Origin of the sequence: Chromobacterium haemolyticum, assembly GCF_009936155.1 — a bacterium.
GTDB classification, from domain to species: Bacteria; Pseudomonadota; Gammaproteobacteria; order Burkholderiales; family Chromobacteriaceae; genus Chromobacterium; species Chromobacterium haemolyticum.
In genome coordinates this window covers 2,091,933-2,107,724 of sequence record NZ_AP019312.1, presented here as the reverse complement: position 1 = coordinate 2,107,724, position 15,792 = coordinate 2,091,933, and the positions used below count along the sequence as shown (strand labels likewise).

General features: G+C 67.0%; 17 protein-coding genes. 6 read left to right on the top strand and 11 right to left on the bottom strand.

What is annotated here, in order from left to right:
- Nucleotides 1–34: 34 nt before the first annotated feature.
- From acnD to prpF, 3 genes are all read left to right on the top strand, one after another.
- Nucleotides 35–2,641, top strand: a complete 2,607-nt coding sequence (acnD, locus tag GYH29_RS09500; protein ID WP_161524575.1) for a Fe/S-dependent 2-methylisocitrate dehydratase AcnD — start codon at nt 35–37, stop codon at nt 2,639–2,641.
- A 227-nt stretch (nt 2,642–2,868) separates the two neighbouring features.
- The gene (locus GYH29_RS09495; RefSeq protein WP_373454758.1) at nt 2,869–3,162 is read left to right on the top strand and encodes a DUF559 domain-containing protein; all 294 of its coding nucleotides are present in this window, start codon (nt 2,869–2,871) and stop codon (nt 3,160–3,162) included.
- A gap of 30 nt (nt 3,163–3,192) precedes the next feature.
- Entirely contained in the window at nt 3,193–4,383 is a 1,191-nt protein-coding gene (gene prpF, locus GYH29_RS09490) for a 2-methylaconitate cis-trans isomerase PrpF (RefSeq protein ID WP_081574040.1), read from the top strand.
- 48 nt (nt 4,384–4,431) lie between these two features.
- Here the strand turns inward: prpF and GYH29_RS09485 are convergent, their stop codons facing one another.
- On the bottom strand, nt 4,432–6,069 hold the full coding sequence (locus GYH29_RS09485; RefSeq protein WP_161523597.1) for an acyl-CoA dehydrogenase family protein: 1,638 nt from the start codon (nt 6,067–6,069) through the stop codon (nt 4,432–4,434).
- Between the two features lie 57 nt (nt 6,070–6,126).
- Between GYH29_RS09485 and GYH29_RS09480 the strand changes: the two genes are divergently transcribed.
- Together GYH29_RS09480 and dapA are read left to right on the top strand one after the other, a co-directional pair.
- On the top strand, nt 6,127–6,771 hold the full coding sequence (locus tag GYH29_RS09480) for a TetR family transcriptional regulator (RefSeq protein ID WP_019101192.1): 645 nt from the start codon (nt 6,127–6,129) through the stop codon (nt 6,769–6,771).
- A gap of 82 nt (nt 6,772–6,853) precedes the next feature.
- Complete coding sequence (gene dapA, locus GYH29_RS09475; protein ID WP_019101193.1) at nt 6,854–7,756, top strand: 4-hydroxy-tetrahydrodipicolinate synthase; 903 nt, start codon at nt 6,854–6,856, stop codon at nt 7,754–7,756.
- A gap of 162 nt (nt 7,757–7,918) precedes the next feature.
- Here the strand turns inward: dapA and GYH29_RS09470 are convergent, their stop codons facing one another.
- Nucleotides 7,919–8,608, bottom strand: a complete 690-nt coding sequence (locus tag GYH29_RS09470) for an SOS response-associated peptidase (RefSeq protein ID WP_019101194.1) — start codon at nt 8,606–8,608, stop codon at nt 7,919–7,921.
- 223 nt (nt 8,609–8,831) lie between these two features.
- On the opposite strand from GYH29_RS09470, the gene GYH29_RS09465 reads away from it, so the two are divergent.
- Nucleotides 8,832–9,353, top strand: coding sequence for an AAA family ATPase (locus GYH29_RS09465; RefSeq protein WP_019101195.1), 522 nt, complete (start codon nt 8,832–8,834; stop codon nt 9,351–9,353).
- Nucleotides 9,354–9,452: 99 nt separating this feature from the next.
- Here the strand turns inward: GYH29_RS09465 and GYH29_RS09460 are convergent, their stop codons facing one another.
- Genes GYH29_RS09460 through urtE form a run of 9 tightly spaced genes read right to left on the bottom strand, consistent with a single transcriptional unit; the run spans nt 9,453 to nt 15,791 of the window.
- Complete coding sequence (locus tag GYH29_RS09460) at nt 9,453–10,043, bottom strand: HupE/UreJ family protein (RefSeq protein ID WP_019101196.1); 591 nt, start codon at nt 10,041–10,043, stop codon at nt 9,453–9,455.
- Complete coding sequence (gene ureG, locus GYH29_RS09455; protein WP_019101197.1) at nt 10,027–10,692, bottom strand: urease accessory protein UreG; 666 nt, start codon at nt 10,690–10,692, stop codon at nt 10,027–10,029. The genes GYH29_RS09460 and ureG overlap by 17 nt, the downstream gene beginning before the upstream one ends.
- A 30-nt stretch (nt 10,693–10,722) precedes the next feature.
- Complete coding sequence (locus GYH29_RS09450) at nt 10,723–11,403, bottom strand: urease accessory protein UreF (RefSeq protein ID WP_019101198.1); 681 nt, start codon at nt 11,401–11,403, stop codon at nt 10,723–10,725.
- Nucleotides 11,400–11,894, bottom strand: a complete 495-nt coding sequence (ureE, locus tag GYH29_RS09445; protein ID WP_161523596.1) for an urease accessory protein UreE — start codon at nt 11,892–11,894, stop codon at nt 11,400–11,402. The genes GYH29_RS09450 and ureE overlap by 4 nt, the downstream gene beginning before the upstream one ends.
- A gap of 9 nt (nt 11,895–11,903) precedes the next feature.
- Nucleotides 11,904–13,604, bottom strand: a complete 1,701-nt coding sequence (gene ureC / locus GYH29_RS09440) for an urease subunit alpha (RefSeq protein ID WP_161523595.1) — start codon at nt 13,602–13,604, stop codon at nt 11,904–11,906.
- The gene (locus tag GYH29_RS09435; protein ID WP_019101201.1) at nt 13,601–13,906 is read right to left on the bottom strand and encodes an urease subunit beta; all 306 of its coding nucleotides are present in this window, start codon (nt 13,904–13,906) and stop codon (nt 13,601–13,603) included. Before GYH29_RS09435 ends, ureC begins: the two co-directional genes overlap by 4 nt.
- 10 nt (nt 13,907–13,916) lie before the next feature.
- Nucleotides 13,917–14,219, bottom strand: a complete 303-nt coding sequence (gene ureA, locus GYH29_RS09430) for an urease subunit gamma (protein WP_043592232.1) — start codon at nt 14,217–14,219, stop codon at nt 13,917–13,919.
- A gap of 27 nt (nt 14,220–14,246) precedes the next feature.
- Nucleotides 14,247–15,089, bottom strand: coding sequence for an urease accessory protein UreD (locus tag GYH29_RS09425; RefSeq protein ID WP_161523594.1), 843 nt, complete (start codon nt 15,087–15,089; stop codon nt 14,247–14,249).
- Nucleotides 15,090–15,092: 3 nt separating this feature from the next.
- On the bottom strand, nt 15,093–15,791 hold the full coding sequence (urtE, locus tag GYH29_RS09420) for an urea ABC transporter ATP-binding subunit UrtE (RefSeq protein WP_019101204.1): 699 nt from the start codon (nt 15,789–15,791) through the stop codon (nt 15,093–15,095).
- Nucleotide 15,792 lies beyond the last annotated feature (1 nt).

Below are 15,792 nucleotides of genomic sequence, written 5' to 3'. Positions count from 1 at the left end.
CCCCGCCCCTGATTTTCAAATTGGCCAAGACATGATGAATACCGCTTACCGCATTCCCCTGCCCGGCACCGGACTCGACTACTTCGACGCCCGCGCCGCCGTTAACGCCATCCTCCCCGGCGCGTGGGAGCAATTGCCCTATACCGGCCGCATCCACGCCGAAAACCTGGTGCGCCGCTGCGAACCGGCGCTGCTGGGCGAATGCCTGGAACAGATCGCCCATCGCAAGCGCGAGCGCGACTTTCCCTGGTTTCCGGCGCGCGTGGTCTGCCACGACATCCTGGGCCAGACCGCGCTGGTGGATCTTGCCGGCCTGCGCGACGCCATCGCCGACCAGGGCGGCGATCCTGCCCAGGTCAACCCGGTGGTTCCGGTGCAATTGATCGTCGACCACTCGCTGGCGGTGGAATGCGGCGGCTTCGACCCGCAGGCTTTCGGAAAAAACCGAGCGATCGAAGACCGGCGCAACGAGGACCGCTTCCATTTCATTGAATGGACCAAGAACGCATTCGACAATGTCGACGTGATCCCGGCCGGCAACGGCATCATGCATCAGATCAATCTGGAGAAGATGTCGCCAGTCATCCACGCCGACAACGGCGTGGCCTACCCGGACACTTGCGTCGGCACCGACAGCCACACCCCCCACGTGGATGCGCTGGGTGTGATCGCCGTCGGCGTCGGCGGTCTGGAAGCCGAAAACGTGATGCTGGGGCGCGCATCGTGGATGCGGCTGCCGGACATCGTCGGCGTGGAACTGTCCGGCAAACCCGGCCCCGGCATCACCGCCACCGACGTGGTGCTGGCGCTGACCGAATTTCTGCGCCAGCAAAAGGTGGTGGGCGCATACCTGGAGTTCTACGGCGCGGGCGCGGCGGCGCTGACCTTGGGCGACCGCGCCACCATTTCCAATATGGCCCCGGAGTACGGCGCCACCGCGGCGCTATTCTTTATCGACGAACAGACCATCGCCTATCTGAAGCTGACTGGCCGCAGCGACGAGCAGGTGCGCTTAGTGGAAACCTACGCCAAGACCGCCGGCCTGTGGGCCGACACGCTGCAAAACGTCGCGTATGAACGGGTGCTGCGCTTCGACCTGTCCAGCGTGAGCCGCAATCTGGCCGGCCCGTCCAATCCGCACAAGCGGCTGCCGGTGTCGGCTCTCGCCGAACGCGGCATCGCCGTGAACCTGGCGCAAGCGCGCGCAGAAGAGGCCCAGGGCCTGATGCCGGACGGCGCGGTGATCATCGCCGCCATCACCAGCTGCACGAATACCTCCAACCCCCGCAATGTGATCGCCGCCGGCCTGCTGGCGCGCAATGCCAACCGCCTGGGCCTGATTCGCAAGCCGTGGGTGAAGTCCTCGCTGGCCCCGGGTTCCAAGGCGGTCGAACTCTATTTGAAGGAAGCCGGCCTGCTGTCCGAGCTGGAGCAATTGGGCTTCGGCATCGTCGCCTTCGCCTGCACCACCTGCAACGGCATGTCCGGCGCGCTGGAACCCAAGATCCAGCAGGAGATCGTGGAGCGCGACCTGTACACGACGGCGGTACTGTCCGGCAACCGCAACTTCGACGGCCGCATCCACCCCTACGCCAAGCAAGCCTTCCTGGCTTCGCCGCCGCTGGTGATCGCCTACGCCATCGCCGGCACCATGCGCTTCGACATCGAAAAAGACGTGCTCGGCGTCGCCGACGGCAAGGAGATCCGGCTCAAGGACATCTGGCCGGACGACGCGGAGATAGACGCGGTGCTGCGCCAGGCGGTCAAGCCCGAGCATTTCCGACAGGTATACGAACCGATGTTCGCCATCCGCCGCGACACCGCCGCCAAGGCCAGCCCGCTGTACGCCTGGCGGCCGCAGTCCACCTATATCCGTCGCCCGCCTTACTGGGAGGGCGCACTGGCCGGCGAGCGCACGCTGCGCGGCATGCGCCCTCTGGCCCTGCTGCCTGACAACATCACCACCGACCACTTGTCGCCGTCCAACGCCATTCTGCCGGACTCGGCCGCCGGCGAATATCTGGCGAAGATGGGCCTGCCGGAGGAAGACTTCAATTCCTACGCCACCCACCGCGGCGACCACCTGACCGCGCAGCGCGCCACCTTCGCCAACCCCAAGCTGTTCAATGAAATGGTGTTGAACGAAGACGGCTCGGTGAGACAGGGCTCGCTGGCCCGCGTCGAGCCGGAAGGCAAGACCATGCGGATGTGGGAGGCGATAGAAACCTATATGGAGCGCAAGCAGCCGCTGATCATCGTCGCCGGCGCCGACTACGGCCAGGGCAGCTCGCGCGACTGGGCGGCCAAGGGCGTGCGGCTGGCCGGCGTCGAGGCCATCGTCGCAGAGGGCTTCGAGCGCATCCACCGCACCAACCTGATCGGCATGGGCGTGCTGCCGCTGGAATTCAAGCCCGGCGTCAACCGCAAGACGCTCGCGCTGGACGGCACCGAGACCTACGACGTGGCAGGCCGACGCCAGCCGCTCGCCGAACTAACGCTGCTGATCCACCGCCGGAACGGCGACACCGCGCAAGTACCGGTGACCTGTAGGCTGGACACCGCGGAAGAAGTGTCGATCTACGAAGCCGGCGGCGTGTTGCAGCGTTTCGCCCAGGACTTTTTGGAGGGGGCGGGAGGCTGAACCCCTCTCCCCCAGCCCCTCTCCCTCAAGGGGAGAGGGGTGATTGTTAAATTTTGTTTTATTCCTGACATTGGCAGGCAATCTCACTACTTGAGTTTGCCAATAAGGAAACTCAAGGTAGGCAGGCCAAGCGTCAACGACTCAGCAAGCCCCCCGCGGGAGAGGGGTTGGGGAGAGGGAGATGCGCCAGCTCGATTTCGCCAAATCCTTGCGCCGCAATATGACCGATGCCGAACAAGCTGCTCTGGAAACAACTCCACGCCCACCGGCTGAACGGCGAGAAATTCCGCCGCCAACAAATAATCGCCCCCTACATCGTCGATTTCGACCACTTCGGGGCGCGGCTGATCATAGAGGCGGACGGCGGCCAAAATCATGAAAGCCGCAGCGACGCCGCGCGCGACGCTTGGCTGCAAGCGCAGGGCTTCAGAATCATGCGCTTCTGGAACCACGATATTCTGCGAAATCGAGACACCGTTCTTGAAAGCATATGGCAAGCCCTGAACGCCCGGGCTAAATGAACACAGCGGCAAACACAGGAAAACAAACACATGAACCACCCAGCCCAGATCCGCATCCCCGCCACCTATATGCGCGGCGGCACCAGCAAGGGCGTGTTCTTCCGGCTGCAGGACCTGCCGGAGGCCGCGCGCCAGCCGGGCGCGGCGCGCGACGCGCTGCTGCTGCGGGTGATTGGCAGTCCGGACCCTTACGGCAAGCAGATAGACGGCATGGGCGGCGCCACTTCCAGCACCAGCAAGACCGTGATCGTGTCCTCCTCCTCGCGTCCCGGCCACGACGTCGACTACCTGTTCGGCCAGGTCGGCATAGACAAGGCCTTCGTTGACTGGAGCGGCAACTGCGGCAATCTGTCCGCGGCGGTCGGCCCCTTCGCCATTGCCGGCGGCCTGATCGATCCGGCGCGCATTCCCGCCGACGGCGTATGCGCGGTGCGCATCTGGCAAGCCAATATCGGCAAGACCATCGTAGCCCATGTCCCCATCGTCAACGGTCAAGTGCAGGAGACCGGCGGCTTCGAACTGGACGGCGTCACCTTCCCCGCCGCCGAGGTGCCGCTGGAATTCCTGGATCCGGCCGATGAGGGCGACGGCGATGGCGGCGCGATGTTCCCCACCGGCCAGCTGGTGGACACGCTGGACGTGCCCGGCGTCGGCGTGTTTCCGGCCACGCTGATCAACGCCGGCATCCCCACCATCTTCGTCAACGCCGCCGACATCGGCTACAGCGGCACTGAACTACAGGACGCGATCAATGCCGATCCGGCGGCGCTGGCGCGCTTCGAAACCATACGCGCCCACGGCGCGCTGAAGATGGGCCTGATCAAGACGCTGGACGACATCGCCAGCCGCCAGCACACGCCCAAGATCGCCTTCGTCGCGCCTCCGGCCGACTACCTCTCCTCCAGCGGCAAACCGGTGCGCGCCGCCGACATCGACCTCCTGGCGCGGGCAATGTCCATGGGCAAACTGCACCACGCAATGATGGGCACCGCCGCGGTGGCCATCGGCACCGCGGCGGCGATTCCCGGCACCCTGGTCAATCTGGCCGCCGGCGGCGGCAAACGTCGGATGGTGCGCTTTGGCCACCCGTCCGGCACCTTGCGCGTCGGCGCAGAAGCCCGCCAGGAAGACGGGGCCTGGACAGTAACCAAGGCAGTCATGAGCCGCAGCGCTCGGGTGTTGATGGAAGGCTGGGTGCGGGTGCCGGGCGACGCGCTCTGAGATTGCGTCGCCCTTGCTCGCGGATCGCAAACACGTTCTGAGACCGGCTCAGGCCGGCAAGGCGCGCTGCAAGATCGCGTTGACCTGCAAGCGATTCGCATCCAGCGCGCCGGCCACCCGCCCCCACTGCCCATCGCTCAAACGGCTGGCGACGAAACCCTGCGCCAAGGCCGCCGGCGCATGACGCGTCAGCAGGCAGCCCTGCGCGGTCAGCGCCAGCAATTGTGCAAAGCGCCGGCCCAGGGGCTCCAGCTCGGCCGGCCTGGCGGCCAGCTCTCGCAATTGCGCCAGCGCCGCGGCCAGCGCCGGATCGCCGCCGGACAGAACCGCCAAATCCTCCAATAAAGCCTGCCAGGCTTGTGGCTCGCGCTGCAGCGCCCGGATCACATCCAGACACATCACATTGCCCGAGCCCTCCCAGATCGAATTCAGCGGCGCTTCGCGATACGCGCGCGCCATCGGCCCATCGACATAGCCGTTGCCGCCAAACACCTCCATCGCCTCGCCGCTGAACTCCACTGCCCGCTTGCACACCCAGAACTTGGCCGCAGGCATGACGATGCGTTTCCACCCCCGCTGCGCCGGCGCGTCATCCCGCTCGAAGGCTTCAGACAGACGCGCCGCCACCTGCAGAGCCGCCTCGCTCTCCAAGGCCAAATCCGCCAGCACCGCGCGCATCAGCGGCTGCTCGGCCAAGCGCTTGCCGAAGGCCATGCGCCGCCGCGCATAGGCCAAGGACTGCACCACCCCCTGGCGCAACAGCGCGGCGCTGCCGATCACGCAGTTGAGCCGGGTGTAGCCGGCCATCTCGATGATGGTGGGAATGCCTCGGCCTTCCTCTCCGATCATCACGCCCCAGGCATCCTGGAATTCCACCTCGCAGCCGGCGTTGCTGCGGTTGCCCACCTTGTCCTTCAGGCGCTGGATCCGCACCGCATTACGCTCGCCATCCGGTCGCCAGCGCGGCACGTAAAAGCAGCACGGCGCGCCGTCGGCGGTTTTGGCCACCACCAGGTGAGCATCGCACATGGGCGCGGACCAGAACCATTTGTGGCCGCGCAGCCGGTATTCGCCGCCTCGGCCTCCGGCGCCCAGCGGCGTCGCCTGCGTGGTGTTGGCGCGCACGTCGGAACCGCCCTGCTTCTCGGTCATGCCCATGCCTATCCACGCCGACGCCTTGCGTTCCAGCGGCAAATCGCGGCTGTCGTGAACACGGCTGAACAACTTGTCTCCCAACAACGCCCACAGCGCCGGCTCGCGCCGCAGCAAGGGAATGCCGGCCTGGGTCATCGTCGCCGGGCATAGACTGCCGGCCTCCACTTGGCCATGCAAATAGATTCCGGCCATCGTCGCGCTCCAGCGGCCTGTCCGTTCGTTGTCGAAAGGCATGCTCACCAAGCCCTGTTCGCGATACAGCGCCAACAACTGGTGCCAGGCCGGGTGGGAGTCCACTTGGTCGACGCGGCGGTCGAAGGCGCGCAACTCCGGCGCATGGCGGTTGGCCTGCTCCGCCAGTTCGAAACTATCCGCCTTCCCCAGGCGCTCGCCGTAAGCGCGCAGCCCGGCCTCGGCCCAGTCCGCGTCGGCGCGCAGCAGAACCTCGCGCAAGGCCGGATCGCTGTCGTACAGCGAGTAGTCCGCCAGTTCTTCGTACTGGTTGCTCACTTCATGGGTTTGCCAGATCATCGTTCCGTCTCCCTCGCGCCGCTCAGCGGCCATGACGAAAGTATAAGGAAAGCGGCGATGCGACATGTTCGGGTTTCCCTTACCGCGGCGCAGCAAGCCGAGCAGGCCGCGCCGGCCACGCGCAGGCGTCCGCGCCAGTCGCGTTCGCGCGCCAGCCTGATCGCGCTGCAGCAGGCCTTTGTTCAGGTTTTGCTGGAACGCGGCTACGCCAAGACCACGGTGCGCGAGGTGGCCGCCGTCGCCGGCGTGGCGGTCGGCACCTTTTATCAATACGTGCGTAATATGGACGGCCTGGCCGCGCTGAGCATCCACCAGCATGTGCACGCGCTAGCCGGCGCGCTGCGCCAATGCGCCGCCGCCCGCCGCGGCGCGGATCGCCGCGATATCGCCGTCGCGCTGCTGGCCTTGCAACTGGACACGGTGCAGCGCCAGGCTGCGGCCTGGAGCGCCTTGTTCCAGTTGGAGCGGAGAGTGTCCCCGCTGGAGGCCTACCGACGCCACTACCAGCAATACGTGGACATCTGGCGCGCCGCCTTGGCCAGCGCCGCCGAGCCGCCGCCGCGGCTGGACGCTGCGGCGCGCATGGTCCACTGTCTTTGCTACGGAAGCATTTCTCAGGCCTTGCTGACCCAAGGGCCAACCGCGGATCTCGCGGCGCTACGCCCGGAGCTGGAGGCGGCGCTCAGCGCCTGTCTGGGCTGAAACCGCGGGAAAGGCTGCGCGATAAGGAGTAGAATCGGCCTCAGCCGCCGTCAAGGCGGCCAAGAAGAACAAAGGAAGCAAAATGACAGAACATTGGGGCAAGGTGCTGACCGCCATGGTCACGCCCTTCGACGAGGCCGGCCGGCTAAACCTGGACGCGGCGCGGCAACTGGCCAGACATCTGGCGGCCAACGGCTGCGACGGCCTGGTGGTGGCGGCCACTACCGGCGAAGCGCCGACGCTGAGCGATCAGGAACGGCGCGACTTGGTTCGCGCGGTCAGCGAAGCCGTGACCATCCCCGTGCTGGCCGGCACCGGCAGCAGCCACACCGAACACGCGATCGCGCTGACGCGCGAAGCCTCCGACCTGGGCGCCGCCGGCGTCTTCGTGGTAGGCCCCTATTACAACCGCCCGCCGCAAGCCGGCATCGAAGCTCATTTCCGCGCGGTGGCCGCGGCCACCCGGCTGCCGCTGATGGTCTACGACGTGCCGGGCCGCACCGGCCGCCGCATCGCCGCCGACGTGCTGCTGCGGCTGTTCCGCGAAGTGGACAATATCGTCGCCTTCAAGGACGCCACCGGCGACCCGGCCGCGGCCGCCGCGCTAATAGCCGCGGCCGGCGAGCATTTCGCGCTCTATTCCGGCGACGACGCCCTGACCCTGCCTTTGCTAGCCGTGGGCGCTGTCGGTGTGGTCGGCACCTCCACTCACTGGACCGGGCCAGAGTTCGCGCGCATGATCGCCGCTTTTGAACAGGGCGACACGGCGCTGGCACGGCGCGTCAACGCCGGCTTGCAGGAGTCCTTCGCCTTCTCCAACACCGAAGCCTCGGTGTTTTCGATGTCGGTGAAAGCCATGCTGCGGGTGCAGGGCCTGCCGGTAGGGCAATGCCGGCTGCCGTTGCCGCCCACCGGCGCCGCCGAGGAGGAACAGGCGCGGCTGGTATGGGAGCGGCTGCAATTGCGTCGCGCCGCCGCCTATTAAGCGCTGGCCATGAAAAAAGGAGCCGACGGGCTCCTTTTTCATGACCCCCTCCCGCAAAAACGTAGCGGCGAAAAGTAGAGATTTCTGGCGAATTTAAGCGCATCCGGGCGGGAGGTTTGTCATGAAAAAATCGAAGTTCACCGAAGAACAGACCGCCGACGCTCAGTCGAACAAACCCAATGTACGCGGCAGCGGCTGAGGCGCCGGCTTAGGCCCGCCCTGGCGCGGCGCCAGCGGCGCGTCCTCGGCGCGCATCTCCTCCGCCGGAAACAGCCGCAGCAAGCGATGCGCGTTGTCCGGGCGGCGCGCCGTCAGCCAGACCAGGTAATCCTCCGGCCGCACAATCACCAGCGAACGCTTTTCGTCCTCCGGCTTATGCGTGCGGCGCATCAGCGCGTGCGCCTCGGCGTTTACCGTCAACTGAGTGAAAGCGTGGCTGATTGAGCCATCCGGCTCCGACCACGCCCGCCACAACCCGGCCACCGCGAACGGAGCATCGTCGGCCAGGCCGATTCGCCAGCGCACCGCGCGGCCGGTTTCATACGAAGGTTCGAAGAAGGCCCGCATCGGCACCAGGCAACGCTGACCGGCCCGCCACGGGTAGCGGAAGTTTTTCAGCTCGGCCACGGTTTCCGAGCGCGCGTTGGTGGTGGACAACCGCAGGCCGTCCGGTTGATGGCGTTTGGGCACCAGCCCGTAATTGCCCAGCCGCAACTCCAGACCCTGGCGGCCGGCCACGATGAAGGGAGCGGCGTAGTCCTGCCAGGCCTCTTCCTGCCAAACCAGCCCGCCAGGCTCCACGCCGAACAGCGGCAGTTGATCGGGATGGGGACATAGATAGTTGACGCACATCGGCGCAGTTTACCGGATATTGCGGCGGCTGGCCCGCCGCCGCGGTTTGACAAGCAAGCCTCAAGCGGCGACCATAAGCCCACTATGCGCCGTTTCGTCCCCTATGCCAGCCAAGATTGGATTAACGCCCGTTTCGGGGCGGGTTAGCGCGCGGCCAGACGAAGCCCGGCAACCCGCCCACACGGCGGGTTTTTTTCATATGAGCCACCACCAGGAGACTGCCATGCCAAGCAATGAACAATCCAAAGACACGGCCGCGGCGACGCTGCATCTGGTTTGCGGCAAGATCGCCGCGGGCAAGTCCACCTTGACCCGCAACCTGGCCAAACAAGCTCGCACCGTACTGATCAGCGAGGACGAATGGCTGGCCCAGCTTTACCCTGGCGAGATCCGTACCATGACCGACTACGTGCGCCGCTCGCAGTCGCTCAAACAGGCGCTGACCGCCCACATCGCCGCCCTGCTGCGTCAAGGCCTGTCCGTGGTGCTGGACATGCCGGCCAATACACTGGACAGCCGCCGCTGGATGCGCGAGCTGATCGACGCCAGCGGCGCGGCGCACCAGCTGCACCTGCTGGACGTCAGCGACGAAGCCTGCAAAGCGCGGCTGCGTCAGCGCAACGCCAAGGGCGCCCACCCGTTCAGCGTCAGCGAAGCGGAGTTCGACCACATCACTCGCTACTTCGTGCCGCCCAGCCCGCAGGAAGGCTTCAACGTAGTCGCCCACAGCAACGCGGAGGCCTGAACCGGCCCCTGGCCGTCTCAGCGGAAAACGCCGGCTTGCCGGCGTTTTTTCATTGACAAGATGGCCGCTTACCCGCCGGCGCCCTGCCTTGCCGCGCTATTAGACCCAGCCGCCCAGCATCAGCGCTCCGCACAGGGCGATGCCGCCGCCGACAACGCGGCCCAGCCGTTCGCCCAGCGCAAAGCGCGCTTCCGTTTGTCCCAACAACAAGCCGGCCGCGTGCAACAGGCCGGAAGCCAGCACGAAACCGGCGGCGTAAGCCAAGCCGGAGGCGTCGTGCGGCATCTCCTGACCATGGGCGATGCCATGCAGCAAGGCGAAACCGGCAATCGCCGTCAAGGCCAGCCCCCGTCGCGGCTGCAAGGCGAAGGCCAGCAGCAAGCCCAGCGCGATCACGCTGGCGGCGATGCCGCTTTCCAGCGCCGCCGTGCTCACGCCCAGCCAACCCAGGACGCCGCCAACGGCCAGCAAAGCCATGAAGGTCAGCGGTCCTTGCCATCGGACCGCGCCGCCCAGCCGCCACGACCACAAGCCCACCGCCAGCATGGCCAAGAGGTGGTCCAGCCCGCCAAGCGGATGCGCCAGGCCGCTGGAGAAACCGGCGACGGCGTGACCGGGGTGAGCCTGGGCCAGCCCGCTGACCAGCAATATGGCCAGCGCGGCCGACAGAGGTTTACGCAAGAGAGTCATTTTCGGCTCCTGAGACGTTGAGTTGCAGCATGCCCTGGGTTTCGACAAAGGCGATGATGTCGGCCAAACCCTGACCAAGCTTGAGATTGGAAAAAACGAAGGGCCGCTCGCCGCGCATGCGGCCGGCGTCGCGCGCCATCACGTCCAGCGAGGCCCCCACCAACGGCGCCAGATCGATCTTGTTGATCACCAGCAGGTCCGACTTGCAGATGCCCGGCCCCCCCTTGCGCGGAATCTTGTCGCCGGCGGACACGTCGATCACGTACAGCGTCAGATCGGATAACTCCGGGCTGAAAGTGGCGGCCAGGTTGTCGCCGCCGCTTTCGATGAAGATGATATCCAGGCCGGGATGACGGGCGTTCAGCCGCGCCACCGCCTCCAGGTTGATCGACGCGTCCTCACGGATGGCGGTGTGCGGGCAGCCGCCGGTTTCCACGCCGATGATGCGGTCCGCCTCCAGCGCTTGATGCTGGACTAGGAATTGCGCGTCTTCTTGGGTGTAGATGTCGTTGGTCACGGCGGCGACATTGTATTTATCGCGCAGCGCCGCGCACAGCGCCCAGGTCAGGTGGGTCTTGCCGGAGCCCACCGGCCCGCCTATGCCCACCCGCAACGGCCCGCGGCCCTTGGCGAGTCCTGTTGTGTTCATCGCTTTCTCCTTGAGATCGCGGCCGCCGGCTCAAGACCGGAACAGCCTGCTGTACTGGGTTTCATGCTTCATCGCCGCCCAGGCGAGGCCAGGGGCGAAATTGCTCAGTTGTTCCGCCGGCATCCGTCTCGCCTCCGCGCCGGCCGCGGCCACGGCCGGCAACAGCGCCGACAACAATTGCTGGCCGGCCGTCTGCCCCATCGGCATCGCCTTGAGCAGAACCGTGACCTGGTTTTCCAGCCAGCCCCATAGATACGCGTCCACCGCGCCGGCCTCGTCCACGCCCAAGGCGCGCGCCGCCTGCGCCCATACCGCCGGCAGCGCCAACTCCGGCTGCTCCAGGCCGGCCGGCCACGGCAAAGCGGCGCACTCCGGCAGCGCTTGCAGCAAGCGGCGCAGCGAATACCCCATCTGCACGGTTTCCTGCCTCAATTCGCGGCTGTCTCGGCTGGCCAGCAATTGCTGATTGATCCGCGCCAGCGCCGGTTGATCGTCGGCGGCCAGCGCGCGCCAGGCCTGAGCCAGCAGAGCGGCTTCAAAACGGGCCAGCGGTCCTTGCAACACATCGCCCAGCCAGGCGGCGGCGCTGGCGGCGTCATGCACCAGGCCCAGCTCCAGCGCGCTCTCCAGCCCTTGCGAGTAGCTATACGCGCCGATAGGCAGGCCCGGACTGGCCAGCCGCAGCAGTTGCAGCCGCGAAAGCGCGCTCATGCCGCGCCGTACTGATGCAGCCGCGGCGGATATTGGAAGGCCGCCTCTTTGCCGTGGGAGTGATGATGGCCGCCACCGTAAGCGCCGGCCTCCGGCTGAAACGGCGCGTCGATTTTTCGCACCTGCGCGCCCATCTGCTCCAGCATCCGCGCCAGCACCTCGTCGTCCAGCAGCCGCAGCCACCCATCGCCCACTTGCAGATGCACATGGCGGTTGCCCAGGTGGTAAGCAGCGCGGGTCAAGGCCATGGCGTCGGCGCAACTGACATGCAGCAAGGCTTCCGGCGCGGCCACTACCCGCACCCGGCGGCCATCCTCTGCCTGCAGCACTTCGCCGTCGGCCAGCGGCGACCCCGGCTCCAGAAACAGCCCGCAGTCTTCTCCGGCGGCGCTGCGGGTGCGGAGCCGGCGCTTGCCGCGCAGTTCGCAACTCATCAGCAGCTCATCATCCCAGGCGCTCGCATCGTCGGCGCGGCGTGTCAGCAGCAACATGGCATCCTCTCAAAACAAGAAATAGCGCTGCGCCAGCGGCAGGCGCTCGGCCGGTTCGCACCACAGCAGTTGGCCGTCGGCGCGCACCTGATAGTTTTGCGGGTCCACCTCGATATGCGGCAGATAATCGTTGTGGATCAGGTCCGTCTTGCGCAGATGGCGGCAGCCGCGCACCGCCACCAAGCGCTTGCGCAGGCCCAGTTCCGCGCCGATGCCGGCCTGCAGCGCCGCCTGCGATACAAAGGTGACGCTGCCGCGCGCCACCGCCGCGCCGCAGCTGCCGAACATCGGCCGGTAGTGCACCGGCTGCGGCGTTGGAATGCTGGCGTTGGGGTCTCCCATCGCGGCGGCGGCGATCACGCCGCCCTTGAGGATCAGACTGGGCTTGACCGCGAAGAAGGCAGGCCGCCACAGCACCAAATCCGCCAGCTTGCCGGGCTCGACGCTGCCCACCTCATGGGCGATGCCGTGGGTCAACGCCGGGTTGATGGTGTACTTGGCCAGATAGCGCTTGACCCGGAAGTTGCTGTGGCCGGGGCCGTCGCCCGGCAAGGGGCCGCGCTGGCGCAGCATCTTGTCCGCGGTCTGCCAGCAGCGCAGTATGGTTTCCCCCACCCGCCCCATCGCCTGGCTGTCCGAGGACATCATCGCGAAGGCGCCCAGGTCGTGCAGGATGTCCTCGGCGGCGATGGTCTCGCGCCGGATGCGGCTTTCGGCGAAGGCCACGTCCTCCGCGATGCCCGGGTCCAGGTGATGACACACCATCAACATGTCCAGGTGCTCGTCTATGGTGTTGACGGTGAACGGCCGGGTGGGGTTGGTGGAGCTGGGCAGCACATTGGCGTAGCCGCAGGCTTTTATGATGTCCGGCGCGTGGCCGCCGCCGGCGCCCTCGGTGTGATAGGTGTGGATGGCGCGGCCCTTGAACGCGGCTAGCGTGGCTTCGACGAAGCCGGATTCGTTCAGGGTGTCGGTATGGATCGCCACTTGCACGTCCATCTCGTCCGCCACCGTCAGACAGTTGTCTATCGCCGCCGGGGTGCTCCCCCAGTCTTCATGCAGCTTGAGGCCGATGGCGCCGGCGCGCACTTGTTCCCGCAGCGGCTCCGGCAGGCTGGCGTTGCCCTTGCCGGTGAAGCCCAGGTTCATCGGAAAGGCCTCCGCCGCTTCCAGCATCCGCGCCTGATGCCATGGCCCCGGCGTGCAGGTGGTGGCGTTGCTGCCGGTGGCCGGCCCGGTGCCGCCGCCTATCATGGTGGTGACGCCGGACATCAAGGCCTCTTCGATCTGCTGCGGGCAGATGAAATGAATGTGGCTGTCGATGCCGCCGGCGGTGACGATCATGCCTTCGGCGGCGATGATTTCAGTAGCGGCGCCGATGACGATGTCGACGCCGGGCTGAATATCCGGGTTGCCGGCCTTGCCGATGGCGGCGATGCGGCCGTCCTTGAGGCCGATGTCGGCCTTGACGATGCCCCAGTGATCCAGGATGAGCGCATTGGTCAGCACGGTATCGGCCACCTCCGCCGCCAGCCCCTGGCCCTGGCCCATGCCGTCGCGGATCACCTTGCCGCCGCCAAACTTCACCTCCTCGCCGTACACGGTGTAGTCGCGCTCCACCTCCACCCACAATTCGGTGTCGGCCAAGCGCACCCGGTCTCCGACGGTGGGGCCGAACATCTCGGCATACGCCTGCCTGCTGATTTTCATAAGGCCCCCATTACCCGGCCCTGAAAGCCGAACACCCGCCTCAGGCCGGCCAGTTCCACCAGTTCCACGCTGCGGGTCTGGCCCGGTTCGAAGCGCACCGCGGTGCCGGCCGCGATGTTCAGCCGGCAGCCGCGGGCGGCGGCGCGGTCAAACTGCAAGGCGTCGTTGGTTTCGGCAAAGTGATAGTGCGAGCCCACCTGGATAGGCCGGTCGCCGGTATTGGCCACCGTCAGCGTCACGGTGCGGCGGCCGGCGTTGAGTTCGATCTCGCCTTCGGCGGCCTGGATCTGTCCCGGAATCATCGCGGCGCCCTCATACAATGGGCTGGTGGACGGTGACCAGCTTGGTGCCGTCCGGGAAAGTGGCTTCCACCTGAATATCGGCGATCATCTCGGCCACGCCGTCCATCACCTCCTCGCGGCCCAGCAGCGTGGCGCCGTAATGCATCAGCTCCGCCACGCTCCGGCCGTCGCGCGCGCCCTCCATGATGGCGGCGCTGATGTAAGCCACCGCCTCCGGATAGTTCAGTTTCAGGCCGCGCGCGCGGCGGCGCTCCGCCAGCAGGCCGGCGGTGAAGATCAGCAGCTTGTCTTTTTCTCTGGGCGTCAGATCCATCGTGAAGTCTCATTTCTCATTGAAAGGTCAAGTCGCCCAGATGCGCGGCTCCTGCGCCGCGCGGCCGTGGGTGAACGGGTAAAGCAAGCGCCGCGCCCGCCGCAGCCAATGATGGGCGGCTTCGGCGCTGTCTCCGATGAAGCGCACCAGCCAAACATCCGGCAGCTGGCTGGCGGCGGCGCGGCCCGTCAGCGGCAGTTCCAAGATCGCCTGGTGCAAGGCCGCCGGCAGCGCCGGCCCGGCCCACAGCAGCAGGCCGGCCACGGTCTGGCCGCCCATCCCGGCCGCCGCGTCCAGCATGCGGTCCCCGCCGGCCAAGGCGGCGCGCTCGCACCAAATCAGCCGGCCGTCGCGTTCAATGTCCAGGCTTTGCCGCCAGCGGCCACGGTCGAAACGCTCGCCGCAGGCAGGACGCCCCAGGCAGAGCACATCGCCGTACAGCAGCGCGGCGTCGCCCTGCAGCCGGACGCGGCCTTGCAAGCTCACCTCCGCGCCGGCGAACAGAATGGTTTCCAGCGGCAGCCATTCCAGCCGCGCGCCGGGGGCCAAGCTCAGCTCCAGCCGCTGGCTGGCCGGGCGGCCGAATCCGTCGTACCACTTGGCGGCGCCGGGGCTGGTCAGCAGCGCGTCCGCGCCCTCCTCCAAACTCACCGCCAGATTCAGGCTGTCGCCGCCCGCCATGCCCCCCGGCGGATGCACGATGATGTGCTGGCACTGGCCGGCGGCGTCGATGAAGTGGCGCTGCACCCTCAAAGGGCCGCAATGCCGGCGCCGCACCGGAATGGTGCGCCCGCCGCGGCGCTGGTAAGCCAGTTCCAGTTCGGCGGCCCAGGGCGGCGGCAGGCCGATGGCGGCGGAGTCGCGGCGCATCGCTCAGATCGCCAACAGTCCGCGCACGCCGTCCGCCTGCATGTCCCCGCCCAGGCCGCTGCGCACCACTTCGCCGCGCGCCATCACCAGATAGCGGTCCGCCAGCGCTTCGGCAAAGTCGTAATACTGCTCCACCAGCAAAATGGCCATCTCGCGTCCAGCCGCCAGTTGGCGGATCGCCGCGCCTATCTGCTTGATGATGGAGGGCTGAATGCCCTCGGTGGGCTCGTCCAGCATCAGCAGCGACGGCCGCCCTACCAGCGCGCGGCCAATCGCCAATTGCTGCTGCTGGCCGCCGGACAGGTCGCCGCCCCGGCGGCCGCGCATCTCGTCAAGCACCGGAAACATCTCGAACACGCTGTCCGGCAAGCGCCGCCCCGCCCCGCCGGAGAAGCGAGCCAGCCCCAAACGCAGGTTTTCCTCCACCGTCAGCCTCGGAAAGATTTCGCGCCCCTGCGGCACATAGGCGATGCCGCGCGCCGCGCGCTGATGCGGGGCCAGCGCGGCGATGTCCTCGCCGCGCCAGAGCATGCGCCCGCCGCGTATCGGCAATTGCCCGCTCAGGCATTTGAGCAGCGTGCTCTTGCCCGCGCCGTTGCGCCCCAGCAGGCAGGTGATCTGCCCAGTCTCGGCGCGCAGGCTGATACCGCGCAGGATGCGGCTGCCGCCGTAATACTGTTCCAGTCCGTCGATTTCCAGCATG